Source organism: Pedobacter africanus, assembly GCF_900176535.1.
Taxonomy (GTDB): Bacteria; Bacteroidota; Bacteroidia; order Sphingobacteriales; family Sphingobacteriaceae; genus Pedobacter; species Pedobacter africanus.
The window spans coordinates 2,830,797-2,854,377 of sequence record NZ_FWXT01000001.1; the positions used below are offsets into that span (position 1 = coordinate 2,830,797).

Consider the following 23,581-nt stretch of genomic DNA (forward strand, 5'->3'; position numbering starts at 1 on the left):
TTATCTGATTAAATGTATTGCCCCGGTACGTTTAGGTGGTGAGCTGTCGTAAGTCATCCCCTTCCATTCTGAACCGTTGACCATTTTTACGTCTATTTTCCAGTAATATACACCCTGCGGCATGGCGGTGCCTTTAAATGTGCCGTCCCAGCCCTCTGCAGGCCGGCCTTCTTCCAGTTTGGTGGTTTCCCATAAAAGCTGCCCCCATTTGTTGAATACGCCAAAGCGCCAGGACAGGATGCCCGATCCTTTGGCGCGGAACTCGCGCAGTTCGGGCCTGGTATCTCCCGGGGTAAAGGCATTCGGTACAAACAGGTAGCCAGGTACGCCTTTAATGGTTACGTTTTTAAATGTAGTTGTAAAACAACCCTGCTGATTGGTGGTTTTAAGGGTTACTTTATATGTGCCTGTATCCAGATAGGTATGGCTTGGGTTTCTTTGCGAAGATGTAGTGCCATCACCGAAGTCCCATTCCCAGATGCTTGGGTTGTTGGTACTTTCGTCCTGGAAATTGAAAGTATAGTCAGGGATGCTGATGAGTGTCGAAGGATTGACATTAAATGCCGCTACAGGGGGCTGTACAATGCGGATAAACTGGTTCTTGATAACGGTCATTGAGCAGCCCAGCGCATTGGTTGTGGTAAGCGTTACTGCGTAATATTCCTGTGTGCCTGTATAGATATGTGTCGGTTCAAATTCGTTAGACACAGGAGAACCGTCCCCAAAATTCCAGGAATAGCTAACCGCGCCTGTGCTGGTATTGGTAAATTTTACGGCCAAGCCTGTGCAACCGAGTGTATTCAATGCACTAAAGTCTGTCTGTGGCTGTGCACGTACTACTATAGTTTCAGATGTGGTATCTGTAGAGCAGCCATTGGTTGCAGTTAAGAGTACCTTGTAGGTCCCCGGATTGGTAAAGGTGTACTGGAACCTCTCAGGAGCAATGATGGATACCCTGGGCTGGGAACCATCGTTAAAATCGACTGTATAACTTGTTGCTCCGGTGGTATTGTTATCGAAGGTAACAGTATGCGGAGCACAGCCAATAAGTTCAGGGCCATTTACCACCAGTTGCGCATTTACTGTATTTGGTCTCACAATAATCTGATAGGGGGTAGTGGTAATGGTGCCGCATTGATTTACAGCGGTGAGTGTGGCATTAAATGTTCTTACCGTTGTGGTGGTCCGGTAAATGTGGGTTACCGTACTCCTGTCGGTTGTCTCAACTGGAGCGGTTCCGTCTCCGAAATTGAAAGTATAGGTAATTCCGGTTTGTGCCGGTGAATTGTTACTGAAATTAACGGTCAAGGGCGAACACCCATTTGTGGTACTTGGTGAGAATATTGGCCTTGGGGGCGATTTTACCAGGATGTTAACTTTTGCTGAATCTGTTCCGCAGCTGGTAATTGAGTAAAGAGTAACCACATAGGTGGTATCTTTACCCGAAGCATCAGGCTGAAAGGTAATGGTTGGTGGGTTGGCATTGTTTGAGCTTTGGCCATTGCCGAAGTTCCATCTGAATGTAGCACCGGCGTTAAGGTCGGAATTGTTTACGAAATTTACCTGCAATGGGCCGCAACCTTGTGTGGTGTTCTGTGTAAACGAGGCCGGTACAGCCTGGTTGGTACTGAACACATGGCTCATTTCGTGGCTGGTACAGCCCAGGCTGCTGGTTACAAGCAGCCTGATGGTTACTGATTGGTTACTTCCTGTTATGGTGTACCCAGGGAATGCTGGTCCTGTACCGATCTGTGTGGTTCCCGCAAACCAGGTGTATGTACCGTTTCTGTCGGGATGCTCAACTACAGCAACAGGCAGGGCAAAAGGAAAACATCCGATGTCACTTGTCCAGCTGAACTCTGCAAGTGCATTCGGGTTCACCGTTATTTTTACCGGATTACTTGGAATTGCAAGGCTTCCGCAAGCTGCAGTACTGGCATTTCGTCTGAAATAAGTTGTTGCAGTAAGTGCCAAAGGCTGATAATCGATGAAGTTGGCCCCGCTTATATCGGTCCATGTTGTACCATCAGGACTGGATTGCCATTGATAACTGAATGTGCCGTCTCCTCCTGTGGGAGCAATTCCTGTGAGCGGTTGAGGTGTACTTCCAGCACATATGATTTGATCTGCAACAATGTTGTTGTCCTTTATGGCAGGCCGCACATTGATTGTCCATACATTACTGGTGTCTGTACATCCTCCGCTGGTTACTATCCTGCGGAAGCTGACTGTGCCTCCGGTATTGAGGATAATGACCAGGTCTTTGTCCGTACCATCGCTTAGTTGCGGTCTCCAGGGATCGGTATTTACCTGAGATTCCCATTGATAGGTATAGTTTCCGTTGCCCCCTGTAGGAACACTTCCATTCAGGATTACTTCCTGGCCGTTGCAGACAATGGTAACTGTACTGGCAATGCTTTGGTTGAGGGGAGGGTTGTTGGTGATAATAACCTCATCGTTGGTAGGTCCGCAGGCACCGGTTCCGGTTATGGTCCATACAAAGCGGTAGGTCTGGCCTGCAATTAAATTGCTTACCGTACTTGTCGGACTGGTAGGATCCGTAATGCCTGCCGATGGAGCTCCGGCAGGGATAGTCCAAAGCCCGGTTTCGCCTGGGTTGGCCGGGGCATTTCCTGCCAGTATCGCAGTCCTTTCATTGCACAATATCTGATCCATACCCGCATTGGCCACTGTAGATGCCGGTGATACCGTGATCATCGTTGCCGTGGAAGGCATACTGTTGCATTGTCCATTTTGCACTATTGCCCTGTAATAGGTTGTAGCGTTCAGATTGCTAAAGGAGTAGGTTGTACCGATATTTGTACCGGTAATGGTTGTCCAGTTGGTGCCATCAGGACTGCTTTCCCACCTGATCACTGATCCCAGATGTCCGCTAAGCGTAATTGTGCCGGTATTCGTACCAGCGCATACCGTGGTAGGTGTACCTGCTGTTGTACCTGGGACTGTAGGTTCATTAACGATAATTTCAACCTCGTCAGTAGTTGCTGAACAAGCTCCTAGTGCTGATATGGTCCAGGTAAATCGGTACCTCTCACCGGGTTTTAATCCATTTACAGTTGTTGTGGGGCTATTTGGGTTGGCGAAAGTAACGGCTGTAGTGTTGCTGGTGGTGGTGTTCGTCCATACACCTGTCCCAACTGTCGCTGTATTTCCTTCAAGGGTATAACTACTGGCAGCACAGATACTTTTATCAGCCCCTGCATTGGCAACGGTTAATGCAGGATCAACATTTATTGTAACGGTTACCGGTGTTCCGGGACAGCCTGTAGCAGAATGAGGTGTGATGATATAGGTTACACTTCCTTGTATTGTTCCGGTATTGATGAGCACATCATTTAGAATTGTTATTGCAGCAGGAGTTGAATTACTGGTGTTCCCTGTTACGCCATTAGCTGGAGTACTGGTCCAGGTATAGGTAGTCCCCGATAAATTTGAGGTTAATGCAATATTGGTCGATTCGTTGCTGCATACTGTAGTTTTTGCCGGTGTAGCAGTGAGTATAGGTTTTGGTGTAATGGTAACTGTAAGGGTAAAAGTTTCGCCCGGGCAGCCATCATTGTTAGATGTTATCGTATAGGTAACGGTGGCGTTATTTAAAGGATCACTGTTCGATAATAAATCAGCTATAAGGATGCCGGGTGCTGCTGAGTTTGCATAGCCGCTTGCATTGGTTGAGCCTGTTGCGGTCCAGGTGTAAGTGGTATTAACCAGATTGGACGTAGGTGCATAATTTGCCCGGGTATCTGTACATATACTTTTTGTCGGACTGCTGGTAATGAGTATTTCTTTTTTTATGATAATTCTAACTTCATCTGTAACACTGGAGCATGGGGCTTCAAGTTGTGTGTCCGCTGTGAAATTCAGCACGACTAATCCATTTGTTCTTTCCTGAGCAGTTGGAATGTAAGTGGTAACAGGGTTGGTTCTGTCTCCAAACGTACCCAATCCACCAACCCATCTCTGATTGGTTATGGCGCCGGTGTTAGCGGCACTGAGCTGTACCATATTTTGCGTAAAGCAAATGGTCTGATCTGGTCCGGCATTGATCTGCGGGGCTGGGAAAAATTCTAAAATTTGACTGTCCTTTACGCCTAAGGGATTACATGTATTTTTATGGGTTACTGTAATTTTATAGGCTATGTTTCTTTTAAAATTAATTGATGGATATTTTGTATTTGGTCCCGTTCCATCTTCGAAGCTATAATCAGCGTTGGTTAAAGGCGTACCGGCAATATCTGTAACTTCCCATGTATATGTGTCTGAAAGAGGGATTTGGGTTCCTGTGAGCGTTGTTGTTGTTACGGTTCCAGGGGCATCATCAAATTTATAGGTGCCTAAAGTGCAGAGTTTCTTGTCAGGGGATAAAACTGCTACCGCCGGGCCATTTATAATCACAATCGGATCAGGAGAAACGGTTCTGAAAACACCACAGGAACCTGAAGTTATTTCGAGTGCAATAGTATATACCCCTGGTTCAGTAAGATTAAATTCAGGATTAGGGATTCCGTTTGTAAATGTTGTAAAGCGAACTCCATTTGCATTGGTCACTATCCAGTTATAAGTATGGTTTGGGGGTGGGGTACAACCTGGGTCAATAAACGACTTGTCCTGTACACGCACAGTAAATGGGGCGCAACCGGTAGTTCCCCCAATAATATCGAAAGCTGGCCGAGGGGGCTCCTGTATACAAATGGTCGTGGTAAATTCACTGGGCAGGCAAATTCCTACACCGTTTGAGGCAACCAATCTTATCGTATGGATACCCTTTGTAGTAAATGTATAGTCTAAAGGATCTGTATTAGATGTTTCTTTCACTTTAACTCCATCTACATACCATGTATAATCCATGATTGGAGAACAGTTAGCCCTGGTACCACCAATTGAGGCATTTGTAAACCTAATAGATGTATTAATACAACCAACAGAGTTTACTGGTGTAATTCGTGCGATAGGGTTAATGAACACCTGCGCATAGGCTGTTACTGGTCTGCTAAAGTTACAAATCAGACTGATGGCATTTATTGTTGCCTTGAAAGAGTTGAGTATAGGAGGGTTTCCTGGAATTGCTGGTTCGCCACAGGAGCTTCTGGTATAATTATGCGAAACCCTTGATGCGTTGTTGACTACGTCATAAAGTGTAGATTCACTGGTCGAGCCATCACCCCAGTCTACTCTATAGATGGTTCCAGGGTAATTGTTGTCTATACCACCGGCTAATGCAAGCTCAAATGATACCCTTGCCGTTTGCCCCGGCCCATTGATGCAGCCAATATTTTGTCCGCTGTCCTGAATGTTCACCAACAGGGGAGTATTGTGCAAAAAATAGGATCGGATAGATTTTACATCAACTCCCCCAATATTAGTTGTTGATGTAACCGTTACTGAATAATATCCTAAATCTATTCCTGTCAGATCTACTCCGGTACCTATAATCTCATTAAAATTTGTGGAAGTTCCGGTCTTCAGGTTTTTCAAAGTAATGACAACTGAACTTGGCGCTGCAGCATTGCTTTTTACCATCATGCTCTGGCCATTGATTGCTTCGGCCGGACACCAACCAATATGATCAGGCCCGAGAACCCTGTTTTGATTGCTTGGTGTAAGTGTTATAGTGGGGGCTGTCACATTACGAATATCTATTGTTCCAGGAACAGCGATAGTTTGAGCGGGATCGCTGGCTACAATCCTTAATTTGTAGCCATTTCCCGCTGGTAAAGCCGGTAGGATTCCATTAATGAAAGGAGTGTAAAATCCAGTAAATGAGCCTATTTGTGTGCCGTTTCCCGCGAAATTTCCTGAAGCGTCTGAGATATATAGGGTAAAGCTATTTCCGATACCAAATTCTGATTGATTGTTTGGAAAATTAATCGGAACCGTTACGGTACTTCCGCTGCCATACGGCCCTGCATCAACCGTACCAATAGTGATCTGAGAAAATACCTCAGATATTTGGAATAAAACGAGAGCAACTACTAAAATGAGTAAACGTTTTACCATATACACGGGATGCTGTATAAAAGTAAATATTTTTTTGCTCTAATTAATTATTTTGTATTAAAACGGGCCAAAATAAAAAAAAGCCACGGAATTCTGTTCCGTGACTTTCTTCTTATTTAAATATGGTTTTTGTGATTACATCATGCCGCCCATGCCGCCGCCGCCCATTGGAGGCATACCAGCACCGCCGGCAGGAGCATCTTCAGGATCATCAGCCAATACACATTCTGTTGTTAACAACATTGCTGCGATAGAGGCTGCGTTTTCCAATGCTACACGACCAACTTTAGTAGGGTCAATAACACCTGCTGCGATCAGGTTTTCATAAACATCTGTACGTGCATTGTAACCAAAGTCAGCTTTGCCTTCTTTAACTTTCTGTACAACGATAGAACCTTCAATACCAGCATTCTGGCAAATCTGACGTAATGGCTCTTCGATAGCACGCTTAACGATAGCAATACCAGTAGTTTCGTCTTCGTTAGCACCTTTCATGCCTTCCAATGCTTCAATCGCGCGGATGAAAGCCACACCACCACCTGCAACGATACCTTCTTCAACCGCTGCACGGGTTGCATGTAAAGCATCATCAACACGGTCTTTTTTCTCTTTCATTTCAACTTCAGAAGCCGCACCTACATAAAGAACTGCAACACCACCAGCTAATTTAGCCAAACGCTCCTGTAGCTTTTCTTTATCGTAATCAGATGTTGTAGTCTCAATCTGAGCTTTGATCTGGTTCACACGGGCTTTGATGTCTTCAGACTGACCAGCACCATTAATTACAGTAGTATTGTCTTTATCAACAACAACTTTTTCAGCAGTACCTAAGTAGCTCAGATCTGCATTCTCTAATTTATAACCTCTTTCTTCAGAAATAACAGTACCACCGGTTAAGATCGCGATGTCTTCCAGCATGGCTTTTCTGCGGTCGCCAAAGCCTGGTGCTTTAACGGCAGCAACTTTCAGTGAACCACGGATTTTGTTTACTACCAATGTAGCTAAAGCCTCGCCGTCTAAATCTTCAGCGATGATCAGTAATGGCTTGCCGGTTTGAACTTGTTTTTCCAGAACAGGCAGCAATTCTTTCATGTTGCTGATCTTTTTGTCATAGATCAAAATGTAAGGGTTTTCTAATTCCGCTTCCATTTTATCTGCATTGGTTACAAAGTATGGAGATAGGTAACCGCGGTCAAATTGCATACCTTCAACTGTTTTTACTTCAGTTTCAGTACCTTTTGCCTCTTCAACGGTAATTACACCGTCTTTACCAACTTTACCCATTGCTTCAGCAATCAGCGCACCAATTACTTCGTCGTTGTTGGCAGAAATCGCAGCAACCTGTTTAATTTTGTTGTTGTCTTCGCCTACAGTCTGCGACTGTGATTTCAGGTTTTCAACGATGGCAGCAACAGCTTTGTCAATACCACGTTTCAAATCCATAGGGTTTGCACCGGCAGCTACGTTTTTAATACCCGCAGTAACAATTGCCTGTGCCAGCACAGTCGCAGTTGTAGTTCCATCACCTGCAATATCAGCAGTTTTAGAAGCTACTTCTTTCACCATCTGCGCACCCATGTTTTCAATAGGGTCTTTCAGCTCAATTTCTTTTGCTACAGTTACACCATCCTTGGTAATTGCTGGTGAACCGAATTTTTTGTCAATGATTACGTTACGGCCTTTTGGACCTAAAGTTACTTTTACTGCATTAGCCAAAGTATCAACACCTCTTTTCAGGGCGTCGCGGGCTTCTACATTATATTTTACTTGTTTTGCCATTTCTTAAATCTGATTAAGTTTACTGTTTAAATGTTATTCCAATTATCCTACGATAGCGTAGATGTCGCTTTCGCGCATGATCAAATAGTCTTTACCGTCAATAGGAAGCTCAGTACCGCCATATTTACCATAAAGAACCACATCACCAACTTTAACTACTGGTTTCTTACCTTCTGAGTCCTCTTCTGAAACCGAAACCACAGTGCCTTTTGATGGTTTTTCTTTCGCAGTGTCAGGGATATAGATTCCTGATGCTGTTTTTTCTTCTGCCGCAGCAGGTTCAACAATAACTCTGTTTGCTGTACCTGAAATTGGTTTAAGGTTTAAAGCCATAACTTGATATTAATTTATTTTTTTAGTTAAAAATTAAAATTCATATTTCGTACGTAATTGTACACCGGTAACCCATCAGTTTTTATGCCAATACAAATATGCTTGACAAATTTGCATTGCCCTGTCAGCTAAGGTATTTTGACGGAGCTTTTTTGTGTCAGAGTGGCAGGATACAAAAAAAGCCCGGCACAATTGCACCGGGCTTTCTATAAGTTAAGCTTATTTTTATTTCTTGGTGGTATCCTTAGCTGTGGCAGGAGTAGCAGAAGGTGCCAAACCGCTTCCTATTGGTGAAGGAGCAGGTGTTTTGTCCAGATGCTCCTGTATTTTAGAAGCGCCGGCGGCAGACGAACCACCAGATTTTGCAATTGTTGTAATCGATAAAGAAATCACTACAACTAAAGTCAATAAAACCCAGGTGCCTTTTTCCAGAACATCACCCGTACGTTGTACGCCAAACATATTGCTGCCAGCTCCACCTGTTGCCAGGCCACCGCCTTTAGGATTTTGTACCAAAACAAACAGCCCTAAAGCAACGCAAATAATGATCAATAAAATAATTAAAAAAAGCATAATGTGTTATGTTATTAAATTTTCTTTTCTATAGATTGGATAAGGTCGGCAAAGTAACGGCTTTTTTCTGGAAACTTCAAACTTAATTTTTCATAAGTCTCTATCGCTTTGTCGTAAAGCATTTGCTCGATGTAAATTTTGGCTAAAGTTTCAGAGACGAGGTCGTTATGGTCCTCAGCGCTTTTTTTAGCCTTGTTCTCATTATCGATCTGTTCCGGTTTTGGCGGACTGATCTGAGGATCTTTCTTGATGAAACTTTCGATGATCTCATCTCCTTTGGTCGGTGGCCTTAAACCCTCCTTAGGATAGGTAGCATCTTCTTCAGCATCAAAAGGGCTTTGCATATGAAATATGTGTTCTACATATTGCTGCTGCAGTTCACCTGGTTGATGAGGTACACCCGTCTTTTGCTGCCTTGCCGAAGGCATATTTTTCGGGGAGGCGTAAGGCTGAAAAATCTGCTGATGCTCCTTACGCGTTTTGGCCAGCCACCATAAAAAGGTGTAAGGGAGCTTGTCGTCGTCATATTTACTGATCACAACAGGCTCTTCCTGGTTGGCCGCTTCCATTTGTTCAGGCACATCCTGATAGACCATAACTGGTTTTTCCAGTTCGGGGATGGCTGTTTCTACCGTAAAATTCTCCTGAAAGGCAAAGAAGTCGGCCGATACAATGTTTTCGATAACCAGACCCTCCTCCAGTTTAGACTGCTGATTTGTAGGGTCAAACTCTTTAAAGTCGACTTCACTGATTTCCTCAAAGGTCTCCTGCTCATCTGCAGGCAGGTTCAGGTCCCCTTCAGTTTCGGCCAGGACTTCAGCAATTGCATCCATCTCAATCGGCTCCGGCTGACTGCTTACGGTATCAGCAGCAGGAATGACGTTGAAGGTCATATCGACCAGATCTTCCGGCGCATGTATCAGATTGTGCAGCAGCTGTCCGTTTGTGTAAAGTGCCGCGGTCGCCAGGCTATCATTCTTTTCAGGGCTTTGTAAGTTGGCTTTGGCCAATAAAAGGTGCAGGGGCTGGAAATATGGATAACGCTCGGTTAAATCTTTCAACAGCAAGGCATCGTCTTCTACAATTTCCTCAGGCGCTGTAAGCCATGCTGTCAGTTTTTGCTTTATGTCTAATTCCTGCTCCACGTTGCTAAGTTAACAATTGAAACTTCAATTTAGCTACCAATTTGCAAATGCTTTGTTAAAAATGTCCTCCGTAAGCTGCGCAAGTACATCTTTTACCAGTCCCTGTTCCATGCTCTGAAAGCTGCCTGTTAGCGGAAAATCTTTGAAGCGTTCAAAAGATTGCTCAAAGCTGAGCTTAGGGTTCAGGTTATTGGTATATTTTACCATGATGGTGATGCTTAACCTGTTGGCACCTGCCGTTGGCCTGTTGTTGTCCTGTAAAGCTACCGGGCTAACCGAATAGCCAGTGATATTGCCAGAAAAAACACCGTGCGCATCGTTCTGTGTGATGCTCAGGCGCGTCTGGTTACGAATCCTGGTTTTCAGCTCCTCAGTAAACAGCGAGCTTAAATAAGGCACCACCAGCGGAGCGTTGTTCTCAAAAGTAACTACCGAAACGGTTTTCATCTCGGCGGGGATAGAGGCGCCATTCAAGCCTATTTTACATCCGCTGAATGTAAAAAACAACAAGACAATTACTGCTAGTTTTTTCATCCTTAGTTTAAGTTCAGTTCTTTAATCTTTCTGTATAAAGTGCGTTCTGATATGCCCAGCTCCTGTGCAGCAAACTTACGCTTGCCCTTATGCTTTTTTAAGGCTTTTTTGATCAGATCGGATTCCTTATCAATCAGCGAAAGGGATTCTTCCACTTCTTCGGCATCCTGCGTATAGTTGTATTCACCTGAAGGACTTTGCAATGGGTTTTTGATGGTCAGCGTCGCTTCATTGCCCAATGTCTGGTCTACATCCTGGTACAGCTGGTTGATATAATGCGGATTGTCGGCAATAATATGTGAAGTGTTGCCGCCACTCTGGATGATCTCGGCAACCAGCTTTTTCAGCTCAACCATATCTTTCTTCATGTCAAAAAGCACTTTATAGAGAATGTCGCGCTCTGAAAAGTCATCTTTACTGCCACTATTGTTGATGGCCATAGGCAGGTTGCTGCCGCTTTCATTCGGGATATAGTTTAGCAAGGCTGCGCCTGTTACGTTCCTGTCTTTTTCCAGTACGCAAACTTGCTCGGCTATATTTTTCAACTGTCGTACATTGCCTGGCCAGCTGTAATTGGTGAGGATCTGGATAGCATCAGGCTCAAGCTGTATGCCCGGGCTTCTGTATTTATCACTGAAATCAGCAGAAAATTTGCGAAATAACAGGTAAATATCCTCCTTACGCTCGTGTAAAGCGGGTATACGCAGAGGTACCGTATTCAGCCTGTAGTATAAATCTTCACGGAATTTTCCCGATTTTACCCGGTCATAAACGTCTACGTTGGTTGCGGCGATGATCCGCACATCTGTTTTTTGTACTTTGGAAGAACCTACACGCAGGTATTCCCCGCTTTCCAGCACCCTTAGTAAACGGGCTTGTGTGCCCAGGGGCAGTTCGGCCACCTCATCCAAAAAAATGGTACCACCATTAGCCACCTCAAAATAACCTTTACGGGCTTCATGGGCACCGGTAAAGGATCCTTTCTCATGCCCAAACAATTCTGAATCGATGGTGCCTTCCGGAATGGCCCCGCAGTTTACGGCAATAAAGGCACCATGCTTACGGGCACTCATCTGGTGAATAATGTGCGAGAAAACCTCTTTACCGCTACCACTTTCGCCGGTAATTAACACAGACATGTCGGTTGGCGCCACCTGTCTGGCTATATCTATTGCCCGGTTCAGCAACGGAGAGCCACCTATAATTCCAAACCGGTTTTTAATATCCTGTATATCCATTTATACTTTTTTCTAGTTCACCACTGTACCTAGCAACGTAGCTGAAGTACAACGGTCTATATGCACATTTACATACTGACCGGCTTTTACCCCCTCTGTAGCGGGGAAAACAACCATTGCATTCTGGTCGTTCCGGCCACAAAAGTCCTTATCCGATTTTTTAGAGGTCCCCTCTACAAGAATCCTAACAGTTTTTCCAACAAATTGTTGCAGGCGGAACAAAGAAGTTTCCTGTTGTTTGGCTAGGATCTCGGCAAGCCTGCGTTTTTTTACTTCTTCAGGGATGTCATCTTCCAGCTTTCTCGCAGCCAATGTTCCCGGTCTTTCCGAATAACTGAAAGTGAAAGCGAAATCATAGCCTACGTAGTCCATAATGCTCAGGGTTTCCTGATGCTCTTCTTCTGTTTCCGTACAAAAGCCTGCAATGATATCCGATGAGATGGCACAGTCGGGTATGATCCGTTTGATGGCGTCCACCCTGTTGATGTACCATTCCCGGGTATAAGTACGGTTCATCAATTCCAGAACCCGTGTGCTGCCGGATTGAACAGGCAGGTGTATGTAGTTACAGATGTTATCGTATTTGGCGATCGTGTACAAAACTTCGTCCGTAATGTCTTTAGGGTGGGAAGTGGAAAACCTGATCCGGAGTTCAGGGCTGATCAGCGCAACTTTTTCCAGTAACTGGGCAAAGTTAACTTCAATTGCCAGGTTTTCGTTGTTTTCTTGCGTATCAGTACCCTTCCACTTGTAAGAATCGACGTTTTGCCCCAATAAAGTAATCTCCTTATAACCCTTGTTAAACAGGTCCTGTGCTTCGGCAAGTATAGAATGCGGATCCCTGCTTCTTTCGCGGCCTCTTGTAAAAGGCACAACACAGAAAGAGCACATGTTGTCGCAGCCGCGCATGATAGAAATGAATGCAGTGATGCCATTTCCGTTCAAACGTACGGGATTGATATCGGCATAAGTTTCCTCACGGGATAAAAGCACATTGATGGCTTTCTGGCCACTTTCTACCTCGTTCAGCAACTGCGGAAGCTCACGATAGGCATCAGGGCCAACCACAACGTCAACCAGTTTTTCCTCTTCCAGGAATTTAGATTTCAATCGCTCGGCCATGCAGCCGAGTACCCCTACAATCAGTTTTGGATTTTTGCGTTTCTCTGCTCCGAATTGCGACAATCTGTTGCGTACCCGTTGTTCTGCGTTTTCACGGATAGAGCAGGTGTTGATGAATACCACATCAGCTTCTTTATAGTCGCCCGTAGTTTCAAAACCCTGATCCAGTAAAATCGAGGCAACAATTTCGCTGTCGGCAAAATTCATCTGGCAGCCATAACTTTCAATGTACAGCTTCCGGCCATTGCGTACCAAAGGTGCATCAACAACCAAAGCCTCACCCTGGCGCGCTTCATCGTGTTTCTTATCTGTCAGCTCTAAATCAATCATAAATAATCACTTTTATGGGGCTTCAAAAATAAGGAATAATATTTACAAATGACAAATTGGCAGAAATATTACTTTTCAATAGAACTTGAGCAGAAAAGCCCTTTGTAACCAATTGATCATAACAATATATTGAAGGTTCATATTGAATTTAAAAAGGCTTTAGCCGAGGGGAATCCGAAAGAAACCCGAAATGAAGCCGGTATGAACCTGCTATGAAAAAAAAATACAATAAAAGAAGCAACGCTTATAGGACTTTTTAGTGAAGGCGTTGTCTTGTATGCAGATTTTGGGAAAAATATGCTTCAATACTGCACTTTATTTAATTCATTGTATCTGACGCGTGGCCTGGCCATGTACAATTCACTTTTAAAGCATTGCCGTGATTTCCACCTGTATATTGTGGCATTTGATGACGATTGCTTTTATGCTTTGTCGAAACTGCAGCTGGAACATGCTACGATCATTCCATTAAGCGATTTTGAGAATGAAAACCTGTTGGCGGTAAAGGCAGACAGGACGGCCGGCGAATACTGCTGGACTTGTGCCTCTTCATCGGTTAAGTATTGCATAGAAACTTACGGGCTCGACCATTGCACCTACGTTGATGCGGACCTCTTGTTCTTCAGTAATCCAAAAGTATTGTACGATGAAATGGCTGAAAAGTCAGTGCTGATTACAAGCCACAGGTATACACCGCAGTTCGACCAGAGTGCTACCAGCGGAATTTACTGTGTGCAATATGTAACATTTAAAAATACAGCAGAGGGCATGGCTGTTTTAAATAACTGGGTTAATGCTTGTCTTGAATGGTGTTTTAACAGGTTTGAAGACAATAAATTTGGCGATCAGAAGTACCTGGACACCTGGACACAGCAATTCAGTGGGGTACATGAGCTGGAACACCTTGGCGGTGGCGTAGCGCCGTGGAACGTACAGCAATATGCTTTTGATCACGCCTCGGGAAGTATTCAGGGACTGGAACTGGCCAGCAATAGTCGTTTTAACCTGGTTTTTTATCATTATCATGGATTTGCCTATGCCCTAAACAACAATTATATGCTGACCAATGATACCTATCCTTTAAACCGGAACCAGATCAAACATATTTACAAACCTTATGTTCTGGCGCTTTCAGAAGCAGAAGGCCAGATTGAACTATTGGAAGAAAACATTCAGGCTTATAAGGCCACCAATGATGGGGCCTGGGTGAAACAAGTGATCGGAAGATCGGTGCTGTTCTTTTTAAGAGGATTTTATAAGCAATTCTATTCCAAACGTGCCATAGAATACGGTTTCCAGAATTAATGAAGCCATAGTTCCTGAAATTTAGTATTTTAGTGCTTGGTTAAAACACTAAAATGAGCAAGATCATCAGGGGCATGGCAGGAATAATTGTGGCTGCCGGTCTTTTTTTTGGGACAGGCTGTAAGAAGCAAGAGGGATCGGAAGATACGCGGATTAAACCTCCCGTCAGGACTTATGTGGTAACGGCAAGGATAGATAAAAAAGGTACCAACAGCAATTCTGAGGGAACCGCTGTGCTAAAGGGTACTTATGATGAGGGAACAAAGGAATTGAATTATACACTTGAATATAAAGATCTGGTACCTCAATTAATTACCCTCAGAAGCGGAGCCAAAGGTTCTGTGGGAACTTTGGTAAAAGAGCTGTATGTGAATACAGCTGAAAAGGCAGCTCCTTTAACGGTAAAAGGGGGATTTACCTTAACCTCTTTGCAGGAAAGGAATTTGCTGAAAGGGCAGTGGTTTGTTGCTATTGGTACTTTGACATTAAATCCTGAGATATCGGGGATACTTACACTGAAGCAAAAGTAGGATTGGCATGGGGCAGGTGGGCTTTAAGGATGAAGACAGGCATTTGCTGGATGCAATTGTACAGCAAGACAGGCAGCAATTTGAAGTGTTGTATAAAAAATATTATCAGCAACTGTTCGCCATTGCCCTGAGATATGTTGAACATACACAGGTGGCAGAGGAAATTGTACATGATGTATTCATCACCATATGGGATAAAGCGGCGTATTTAAATATTCAGCATTCGGTGAAAGGTTACCTGTTTAAATCTATTGTGAACTCGGCGCTAAACTATATAAAAAAAAATAAGTCAGATGCTAAAAAACAATTACAGTATCTGTCGGTAAGCGATACAGAAAATGTGGTACAGTACCAGGATGATGAAGCCGATGAAGCGATGTTAAATGCTTTGGAAGAAGCGTTGAAGCTGCTTCCCGATAAATGCAGACAGGTAATGTACCTTAGCCGGTTCGGAAAATTGAAACAACAGGAAATTGCCGATCAGATGGATATCTCGATAAAAACAGTTAAAAACCATCTAACCTATGGTTTTCAGAAACTAAGGGAGCACCTGGAAAAACGAAAACAAATGATAATTTCTATTTTAATACTCTTAAATATATTAACGCAAAAATGAACCTCTTATGAAACAATTTGAAACAAACGAAGAATTGATATATGCCCTGATCATAGATGATCTGGATGGGGCAATTACACCTTCGGACAAGGTTTTCCTGTATCAATGGAGGTCTGCTGCCGCTGAAAATGAAAATACCTATCAGGACTTTTTAAGCGTTCAGCTGAATATGGATAAGTTGTACCAAAGAGACAGGTCTGATGTAGAGAATTCCTGGAAGGCCCTGGACAAGAAGATCGTACAGAAGCTGCAAGCTCAGCAGTTTCCACAAAAAGGGCGAAGTATCCGCTTTTGGTTCTCAGCTGCAGCTGCGGCGATGATACTTTTGTCGCTGACTTATTATTTCATAAATGACAGCAGGTATGTCGTTGTTTCTACAGCAAATCATACTGCAATTACCCGTGTTGTTTTGCCCGACGGTACGGAAGTGAGCCTCAATGCAGGAACAACCATCAAATACCTTAAACACGATTTTGTAAAACATAGAAAACTGGAACTGAAAACCGGAGAGGTCTTTATTCATGTTGCCCCGCACAATGATTCACGGTTTAGTGTTGACCTGGGGGATGTGACAGCTGAGGATATTGGCACAAGTTTTAACGTGGTCAAAAATGATAAAAAAGTAAGCGTTATTGTGGAAGAAGGGAAAGTTGCCCTTAAGCATTTACAACTGGACAGGAGCGTAATGCTAAGCGCCGGAAAACTCGGTGTTTATGACATCGGTACCCAGGCACTTGCGGTAGCCGACAATCCGAATGTCAATTACAAGGCCTGGCTTGACAGGAAGTTTATTTTTAAGGAAATCTCTGTCGTGCAGGCTGCGGAACAGCTGGAAAAAGCCTATCAGGTACCGGTCAGGGTTAAAGATGAATCTTTAAAAAACCGAAAGCTAACGGCCAGCCTGCATTATCAAACTTTGGATAGCGCTCTTGCAGTAATTTCTGCATCTTTGCAGTGCAAGGTAACCAAAGAGAAAAACAGGTATGTTTTATCAGACCATTAAACAAGCATTTTTTACACTTCTTTTTTTTTGTCTGTTCTGCTCTGCAAAATCTTTTGCCCAGCAAGGAAACCTTCTTGAAAATAAAATTACCATTCAGTTGCCTGCAGACTCCCTGATCAGGACGCTGCTCAGGCTGGAACAGAAAAGCGGGAGCAATTTTGCTTTTGATCCTGACCAGCTCAGAACCATACGGGTTCCCGGAAGCCGCTTCGTGGAAGCTCCACTGAGTAGGGTACTCGACAGGATCCTGTTTGGTACTGGCCTTGGTTTTAAGCAAATTGGTAATGATATTGTAATTGCACCTGAAAAAGCGCAGGCATGGACCATTCATGGGCATGTGCGTGACCGCTCGAATGGAGAAGAACTGATTGGCGCTACGGTTCAGGTCCCTGCCCTTGAGGCTGGCATCAATACCAATCAGTATGGCTTCTATTCTATTTCTATCCCCGAAGGGACTTATTTACTGCTCATTTCGCATCCTGGCTACCAGAACGTCCGGAAGATGATCCGGCTGGATAGAAACCGGCAGGAAGAAATAGAGCTTGCCCTGAAAGAGCGCAATCTGGAAGAAGTGGTCATTAAAAGGTCTGACGTCAGCCCTAATCCGATATTGCGCAACGAGCAGAATTTTGGGCCGAGACAACTTAGCCATGTACCCTATTATGCCGGTGAAACCGATGTAATGAAAAGGCTGCAGATGGAAAATGGCATTAAGAACATTACAGAAGGTAGTTCTGCATTGTTCGTCAGGGGTGGAAATTCGGATCAGAACCTGATTTTGCTGGACGAGGCCATTGTTTATAACCCCTCTCATCTGTATGGACTGGTATCGGTTTTCAATGCGGATGCGGTAAACAACCTCCAGGTTTACCGGGATTATATGCCCGCCAACTTTGGCGGGAGACTTTCATCGGTAATTGTAAACAGGATGGCAGAGGGTAATAGTAAAGAATTTCATGTGAATGGCGGAATTAACCTGATGTCAGCCCGCATAGCAGCTGAAGGTCCCATAGTGAAGGATAAAAGCTCGTTCATCGTGGCTTACCGTCGCAGCCTGCTGGACGTATTCCAAAGCCAGTTTAAACTCTTTAATCCCAACTCTGTTTACTACGATATCAATGCCAAGGCCAATTATAAAATAAACAAGGACAACAGTATTTTTTATTCGGCTTATATTGGAAAGGATCACCTGCTCTCAGAGAATTCCTACACCAACGATTGGGGTAATTTAACCTCCACCCTACGCTGGAACCATATTTTTAATTCGAGGGTATTTTTAAATGTTTCGGCCATTTATAGTAATTACAGCAACCTGCTTGACCTGAATGCCGATACTTTATCGCAAAAAAGTCAGTGGAGCACTGGTGTAAGAGACCTGACCTTAAAGGCTGACTATACCTATTTCCGCAGCCCGACGAACCAGATTAAATTTGGCATTTCGGGCATATATCATCAGTTTTCTCCTGGTGAAATGTTCCGGCAGGAAGCTTTTGAGTTTAACATTTCCAGGGACAGATCGATTGAGACAGCAATTTACTATGCCCAGCAAATTTCCCTGGGCAGGCGTTTTGAATTAAACTATGGATTGCGGATGGGTTTTTTCAGGAACTCCGAGGAAAAGCGGAATGTTTTTGACGATAAGGGGAACAGGCTGAAGAAATATGAGCATACTTTCTTTGCCAATCCCGAACCCAGGCTGAACATCAGCTATCTGGCTGCGGCAAACCAGCGCATATATGCTACTTATAACCTGAACTACCAATATTTGCAGCTGATCCAGAACAGTACCCTGGCTTTTTCTTCGCTGGAACCCTGGATTCCCGCTTCAGCAAAAATCAAACCTCAAAGGTCCAGTCATGTTGCGCTTGGCTATCGCTATGCGCCATTGAATTACCTCTTTTCGGCCAGTGTATATTATAAAAGGTTAAGCAACCAGCTCGACCTGACGGGACATGCCCAGATTATCCGTAACCCAGAGGTGAGGACCCAGTTGAAGGCCGGCAGCTCAGACGCTTATGGCCTGGAATTGGAGATGAGTAAAACTGCAGGCAAGTTTTCGGGAGCCTTAGCTTACAGCTATTCCAGGGCCTACCGGAAAATTGCCGGTATAAATTTTGGGGAACGTTTTGTGGCCAATTATGACATTCCGCATGAACTAAAGCTTACCGCCAGGTACGAACTGAACAACAGGTTTTCATTTCAGTCGTTTTTTACCTATACAACCGGCCGTCCGCTTACTTTGCCTGTAGGCTACTACCAACATGATGGCCTTAACGTGCCTATTTTTGAAGGAAGAAATACCGACCGTTTCCCAGATTTCAGCAGGCTGGATATTTCTGCACAGTACCGGCTACAATCCAGACTTGGCGGAAAGCGTGCCCTGTCGCATACCATCTCAATAGGGGTTTATAATTTATATAACCGAAAAAATCCCTTATATTACCATCTGAACTCTTCTTCATTTGAATCAAAAAGAAGTACTATTGAATATGGTTTCGGTTTTTACCCATGGCTTGCATATAGCTTTAAAATTTGATCTCTGATATGTGTTGTTTCAGAAATTATATAGCGGTGCTGATGTTGTTTCTTTGCTTTAGCGGTTGTAAGAAGATAGCTATGGAGGATTCCTTTTTAAAACCTCGCAGGGTATACGACCTGGCAGTTGAGGGTGGGATCAATACGCTGACCAGGCCCCAGTACATCCGGCTTACCAAACCAGCCCTGCATCCCGATTCGACACCTAAGCCCATTTCAAAAGCCTCGGTAGTGGTGAACGACGGAAAAACAAATATGGTGTTCCGGGAAACGACTACAGCAGGTGTGTATACGGTAACAAACCTTAACGATCCGAACTACAACTATGCCTACACGCTAACCATAAAATACGACAATAAAACTTATACTGCTGTAGACACCCTGAGACAGGTAGTCAATATTGTAGACGATTTTTTACCACTGTCGGCGCGCCAGCGCAGCGAAACCAAAACCGTAGATGGCACCATTCCCAAACATACATTCGGCTATGTTAACCCTAATAAATGGTTCATAGCCTACCAGGATATCCCCCTCTGGAACCCGGCAAAATTTGATCAGACCAAATATTACAGCTACACACATATCCTTGGTTCACCGAATTCCTTATATCCTCTCAACAACCTGAAAAGAACATTTACATTGGGGCAGGACGACTATATCTCGATATACAAAATTTCCCTGTCGGAAAATTATGCAAAATACCTTTATGCCGTGTTCATGGAGACCGACTGGAGTGGCCTGTTTTCGAGCGTGCCGGTAAATGTTGAGGGAAATATTTCCGGGAATGCGCAGGGATATTTCTCCGTAAGTGATGTGGACATGCGGAGGTACAAGGCCCGGGAGCTGTAACATTTTAAACATTAGGGGTCGCTTTGTTGTTAATCCATGACAGTTTAACAAGAACAGCATGGCCGATAAAAAAGCTAATTATAGATTCTGGAAATGGGTAGGTGGCATTTTGTGCGCCTTACTCATCATTGTTGGAGCCGCTGCCTGGTACCTGAGCGCAAAATGGAAGCCCATCATTACCACTAAATTAAAAGCAGCTGTTTATGACAAATCCCGGCATCTTTATACCCTCGAATTTAAAGATGTCAGCATTAACCCTCTTACAGGAAGTGCTGCCTTGCATGAGGTATCACTGTTACCCGACACCGGTGTATACCGGCAGTTAAAGATGGCAGACCTTGCGCCGGCCAATATTTTTCAGTTGAAACTGAAAAAATTGCAGATCAGCAGGCTGGGGATTTTAACGGCATGGTTCAAAAAGAAAATCGCTATGAACGCCATTGTACTGGAAAACCCCTCCATCAATATGGTTCACTACCAGATCCGAAAAAAAAGAGACAAGGATACCACCGATTTGTACAAAATGATCGCTGAGCAGTTTCGTTCTTTACACGTTAGAACGATCCGGGTTGTGAATGCTGATTTCGACTATATCGATGGGGCAACCTCAAAAAAACTAAATTCTGTGAAGCACCTGAACCTGTATATAGACGATTTTCTGGTGGATTCCCTTTCGCATTCGGATACCCTGAGGTCGTATTATGCTAAGGATATCCGCTTTGAACTGACGGGCTACAGGTCGCTAAGCAAAGATAAAATGTATACTATGAAAGTGGATTCAGTCAAAGGATCGGTTAAAGAAAAATCCATCACTGTTACGGGCTTTCAAATGATCCCGATGTACCCTGAGCTCGAATTCTCACGCAGGTACACTTATGGAAAAGACCGTTATGACCTGCTCTTCAATAAAATCAGTGTCACAGGGATGGATTTTGCCAGGCTTGATGCAGATGGATCTGTTCATGCCAAAGCCCTGAGCCTGGGCCCTGCAAAGGTTGGCATTTTTGTAAACAGGGAGCTGCCGCCGCCACCAAATTTCAACAAGGTCAGAAATTTCCCTCATGTAGCCTTAAAGCGGCTTGGGGTTTCTGCGATTATAGATACTGTGAAACTGAAAAATATCGACCTGGCTTATACAGAGTACAACCCCATTAGCCAGAAAAAAGGTACTGCTTACTTTCAGAATATTAAAGGAAACATTTTAAATGTGACCAACGATTCTCTGCAGCTGTCCAGAAATAACCATGCTATAGCCGAACTGTCGGCCCTGGCTATGAAAACCAGCCAGATTGATGTGCGGATAGATTTTAACCTTACGGCAAAAAATGCGGCCTTCAGCTATAGGGGCCGGGTAGGGTCAATGAATATGAAAACCCTGAACCCAATGGCCAGGGACATGGGGCTGGTAGAGATAGAAAGCGGGCAGATGCAGAAGGCTGATTTTAATATTAATGCCAACGCAGGAGGATCTTCTGGGACCGTAAATTTCTACTATACCGATCTTAAAATAAAGCTCCTTAAAGAAGGAGAAGAGGGCTTACCCGCTAAAAAGAAAAGCTTTCTTTCTTTTCTGGCTAATGAGCTGCTGATAAAAGATGCCAATCCGGCAAAGGGGGAAGTGGCGAGGACCGCGCGGATTAGCTTTCAAAGAACGCCTGCGGCCTCGTTTTTTAACCTGATGTGGAAAAGCTTTTTTATAGGTATGCGTGAAATTGTAGGGATTGGAGTAGTGCCTGTAAAAACACCTGAAGAGGCCATGGAAAAGGTTAAGGATAAGAAACAGGAACGAAAGGAAAAGCGGGAGGCGAAAAAGCAGGAACGACTGAAGAAAAAAGGAGAATAAAAATGTATATTGGGGTTAAACTACTTGCCTATGACCGTAAAAACCCGTCAAAAATACATGATCCTTAAGTGGTTTGGCGTCGGGTTACTCTTTGGTATAGCGTTTCTGGCCGCCATGACCTGGTACCTCAGTATTAAATTGAAGCCTATCATCACCAGGGAAATAAAAGAACTCGTGGCCACGTCAACGGAGCAGCTTTATCACATAGAATTTTCTTCTGTAAGCACCAATGTCTTAACCGGTATATCTGCCCTGCATGAAGTAACGATTATTCCTGATACCAACGTCTACCATCAGCTGATTGCCTTAAAGCGGGCACCCAATAACCTTTACAAAATAAAGCTGAAGAAACTTGCGGTCAGAAATTTCCATGCCTGGCGGGTATGGCGGGAAAAGAAACTGAATATAGACCTGCTGTTGTTTGACAACCCCTGTGTGGTAATGACCAACCGGCAGTTCGATTTTAATGAAAATAAATTGCCACATCCCAGAAAATCGCCGTACGACTACATTTCCAAATACCTGAAGGAATTGCGCATCGAAACCATAGATTTTAAAAATGCCAGCTTTAAATACATCAATAAGAACAGTGCGAAGCCCGAAACGGACTCGATAGCAAACCTGAATGTTACGCTGAAAGACTGGCTGATCGATGCCCATTCGGCTGCGGATAAAAGCAGATTGTACCTGCTGAAGGATGTGGTCATCAACCTCAAGGATTATACATTTGCCACGCCCGATAGTTTATACCATGTGAACCTGAACCAGCTGGATTTTTCAGCGTCCACAGGCGAGCTGAACATCAAGCGTTTTATGATTGTTCCCCGTTTGGATGAAATGACTTTTGCGGATCCGCTTGGCTATGCAAAAGACCGCTACAATGTGCAGATGAGTAATATTAACCTGAAAGGGATCAACCTGCCATTGTACATTTTAAAGCAGGAGCTTTTTGCCCGGGAGATGAATGTGGCAAACGGGTCTGTTGCGGTACTGAACAACAATGCCTTCCCGAAAAAGGTGGAACTGAAAACCGGACGCTATCCGCAGCAACTGCTGCAAAAGGCAAAAGGACAGCTCACGATAGAAAAACTTAATCTGAGCAATATTGACATCAGCTATTCTGAGTTTAATCCAAAAAGCGGGCATAAAGGTACAGTTACTTTTGCACAGACTTCGGGAAGTGTAAGCAATGTAACCAATGTGGAAAGGACTAAAGCCAAAAACCCGGTAATGGAGGCCGGTTTTACCACCTATCTGATGGGCTCAGGGAAGCTGGACCTGAATTTTAAGGCCAATCTGGATGCTAAAGATGGCGCTTTTTCGTATTCGGGAGTGCTGACCAACCTGGACGGGCGTACCCTGAACCGCATGACCAAGCCGCTGGGACTGGTAAAGGTGAACAGCGGAAATTTTAAAAAGCTCGAATTTGCTATTGAAGCGAATGACAGGGAGGCAAAAGGGAATCTTAGTTTAAACTATAACGATTTGTCGGTTGCCCTGCTCAAAAAGGTAAAGGGAGAAGAACGTCTGGTAAAGCAGGGGCTGATGTCCTTTCTGGCCAATGCCCTCATCATCAATTCTGATAATCCCAATGCTGCAGGCGTGTTTGTAACAGCCCCGGTTTATTACAAAAGGGTAGAAACGGCCTCGTTCTTTAATTTTATCTGGAAGACCCTTTTGCAGGGTATAAAATACAGTGTTGGCCTGACACCAGAAAAAGAAAAGCGGGTAAAGGCACAAATATCCCGGTTTGGGAAGATGAAGGCCGAGCGGCAGGAGCGGATAAAAAGAAGGGCCGAGCGGAAAGAAAAAAATAGCCCCTGAATTT

The 23,581-nt window shown here is 44.1% G+C and carries 16 protein-coding genes; 8 read left to right on the top strand and 8 right to left on the bottom strand.

Annotated features, from left to right (window positions below):
- The 8 genes from B9A91_RS11880 to miaB all read right to left on the bottom strand — a co-directional run bounded on the left by B9A91_RS11880 (position 1) and on the right by miaB (position 13,072).
- A complete protein-coding gene (locus B9A91_RS11880) occupies positions 1 to 6,018 on the bottom strand; it encodes a PKD domain-containing protein (RefSeq protein WP_084238750.1) in 6,018 nt (2,005 codons plus the stop codon).
- Between the two features lie 135 nt (positions 6,019 to 6,153).
- Positions 6,154 to 7,797: a chaperonin GroEL gene (groL, locus tag B9A91_RS11885; RefSeq protein ID WP_084238752.1), complete on the bottom strand. Its 1,644-nt coding sequence runs from the start codon at positions 7,795 to 7,797 to the stop codon at positions 6,154 to 6,156.
- Positions 7,798 to 7,839: 42 nt separating this feature from the next.
- The gene (locus B9A91_RS11890) at positions 7,840 to 8,130 is read right to left on the bottom strand and encodes a co-chaperone GroES (RefSeq protein ID WP_084238754.1); all 291 of its coding nucleotides are present in this window, start codon (positions 8,128 to 8,130) and stop codon (positions 7,840 to 7,842) included.
- A gap of 225 nt (positions 8,131 to 8,355) precedes the next feature.
- A complete protein-coding gene (secG, locus tag B9A91_RS11895; RefSeq protein ID WP_084238756.1) occupies positions 8,356 to 8,703 on the bottom strand; it encodes a preprotein translocase subunit SecG in 348 nt (115 codons plus the stop codon).
- A 14-nt stretch (positions 8,704 to 8,717) separates the two neighbouring features.
- On the bottom strand, positions 8,718 to 9,848 hold the full coding sequence (locus tag B9A91_RS11900) for a hypothetical protein (RefSeq protein ID WP_084238758.1): 1,131 nt from the start codon (positions 9,846 to 9,848) through the stop codon (positions 8,718 to 8,720).
- A gap of 33 nt (positions 9,849 to 9,881) precedes the next feature.
- On the bottom strand, positions 9,882 to 10,382 hold the full coding sequence (locus tag B9A91_RS11905) for an LptE family protein (RefSeq protein ID WP_084238760.1): 501 nt from the start codon (positions 10,380 to 10,382) through the stop codon (positions 9,882 to 9,884).
- 2 nt (positions 10,383 to 10,384) lie between these two features.
- Positions 10,385 to 11,620, bottom strand: a complete 1,236-nt coding sequence (locus B9A91_RS11910) for a sigma-54 interaction domain-containing protein (RefSeq protein WP_084238762.1) — start codon at positions 11,618 to 11,620, stop codon at positions 10,385 to 10,387.
- 12 nt (positions 11,621 to 11,632) lie between these two features.
- Entirely contained in the window at positions 11,633 to 13,072 is a 1,440-nt protein-coding gene (miaB, locus tag B9A91_RS11915; protein WP_084238764.1) for a tRNA (N6-isopentenyl adenosine(37)-C2)-methylthiotransferase MiaB, read from the bottom strand.
- 297 nt (positions 13,073 to 13,369) lie between these two features.
- On the opposite strand from miaB, the gene B9A91_RS11920 reads away from it, so the two are divergent.
- From B9A91_RS11920 to B9A91_RS11955, 8 genes are all read left to right on the top strand, one after another.
- Positions 13,370 to 14,377: a glycosyl transferase gene (locus B9A91_RS11920; protein WP_084239690.1), complete on the top strand. Its 1,008-nt coding sequence runs from the start codon at positions 13,370 to 13,372 to the stop codon at positions 14,375 to 14,377.
- Between the two features lie 53 nt (positions 14,378 to 14,430).
- Positions 14,431 to 14,907, top strand: a complete 477-nt coding sequence (locus B9A91_RS11925; RefSeq protein WP_084238765.1) for a CHRD domain-containing protein — start codon at positions 14,431 to 14,433, stop codon at positions 14,905 to 14,907.
- Positions 14,908 to 14,914: 7 nt separating this feature from the next.
- Complete coding sequence (locus tag B9A91_RS11930; protein WP_084238768.1) at positions 14,915 to 15,523, top strand: RNA polymerase sigma factor; 609 nt, start codon at positions 14,915 to 14,917, stop codon at positions 15,521 to 15,523.
- Positions 15,524 to 15,530: 7 nt separating this feature from the next.
- Complete coding sequence (locus B9A91_RS11935; RefSeq protein ID WP_084238770.1) at positions 15,531 to 16,526, top strand: FecR family protein; 996 nt, start codon at positions 15,531 to 15,533, stop codon at positions 16,524 to 16,526.
- 97 nt (positions 16,527 to 16,623) lie between these two features.
- A complete protein-coding gene (locus B9A91_RS11940) occupies positions 16,624 to 19,062 on the top strand; it encodes a TonB-dependent receptor domain-containing protein (protein WP_235012535.1) in 2,439 nt (812 codons plus the stop codon).
- An 80-nt stretch (positions 19,063 to 19,142) separates the two neighbouring features.
- Positions 19,143 to 19,910: a DUF4249 family protein gene (locus B9A91_RS11945; protein ID WP_235012536.1), complete on the top strand. Its 768-nt coding sequence runs from the start codon at positions 19,143 to 19,145 to the stop codon at positions 19,908 to 19,910.
- Positions 19,911 to 19,968: 58 nt separating this feature from the next.
- Positions 19,969 to 21,753 carry a hypothetical protein gene (locus B9A91_RS11950; RefSeq protein WP_084238775.1) on the top strand — a complete coding sequence of 595 codons (1,785 nt, stop codon included), beginning with the start codon at positions 19,969 to 19,971 and terminating at the stop codon, positions 21,751 to 21,753.
- Between the two features lie 30 nt (positions 21,754 to 21,783).
- The gene (locus B9A91_RS11955) at positions 21,784 to 23,577 is read left to right on the top strand and encodes a hypothetical protein (RefSeq protein WP_084238777.1); all 1,794 of its coding nucleotides are present in this window, start codon (positions 21,784 to 21,786) and stop codon (positions 23,575 to 23,577) included.
- Positions 23,578 to 23,581 lie beyond the last annotated feature (4 nt).

Bases quoted from the DNA above. Each gene is read 5' to 3' on its own strand.
- secG (WP_084238756.1), bottom strand. From the start codon at position 8,703: ATGCTTTTTTTAATTATTTTATTGATCATTATTTGCGTTGCTTTAGGG.
- B9A91_RS11905 (WP_084238760.1), bottom strand. From the start codon at position 10,382: ATGAAAAAACTAGCAGTAATTGTCTTGTTGTTTTTTACATTCAGCGGA.
- B9A91_RS11930 (WP_084238768.1), top strand. From the start codon at position 14,915: ATGGGGCAGGTGGGCTTTAAGGATGAAGACAGGCATTTGCTGGATGCA.
- B9A91_RS11935 (WP_084238770.1), top strand. From the start codon at position 15,531: ATGAAACAATTTGAAACAAACGAAGAATTGATATATGCCCTGATCATA.
- groL (WP_084238752.1), bottom strand. From the start codon at position 7,797: ATGGCAAAACAAGTAAAATATAATGTAGAAGCCCGCGACGCCCTGAAA.
- B9A91_RS11880 (WP_084238750.1), bottom strand. From the start codon at position 6,018: ATGGTAAAACGTTTACTCATTTTAGTAGTTGCTCTCGTTTTATTCCAA.
- B9A91_RS11920 (WP_084239690.1), top strand. From the start codon at position 13,370: ATGCTTCAATACTGCACTTTATTTAATTCATTGTATCTGACGCGTGGC.
- B9A91_RS11910 (WP_084238762.1), bottom strand. From the start codon at position 11,620: ATGGATATACAGGATATTAAAAACCGGTTTGGAATTATAGGTGGCTCT.
- miaB (WP_084238764.1), bottom strand. From the start codon at position 13,072: ATGATTGATTTAGAGCTGACAGATAAGAAACACGATGAAGCGCGCCAG.
- B9A91_RS11955 (WP_084238777.1), top strand. From the start codon at position 21,784: ATGACCGTAAAAACCCGTCAAAAATACATGATCCTTAAGTGGTTTGGC.
- B9A91_RS11925 (WP_084238765.1), top strand. From the start codon at position 14,431: ATGAGCAAGATCATCAGGGGCATGGCAGGAATAATTGTGGCTGCCGGT.
- B9A91_RS11945 (WP_235012536.1), top strand. From the start codon at position 19,143: ATGGAGGATTCCTTTTTAAAACCTCGCAGGGTATACGACCTGGCAGTT.
- B9A91_RS11950 (WP_084238775.1), top strand. From the start codon at position 19,969: ATGGCCGATAAAAAAGCTAATTATAGATTCTGGAAATGGGTAGGTGGC.
- B9A91_RS11890 (WP_084238754.1), bottom strand. From the start codon at position 8,130: ATGGCTTTAAACCTTAAACCAATTTCAGGTACAGCAAACAGAGTTATT.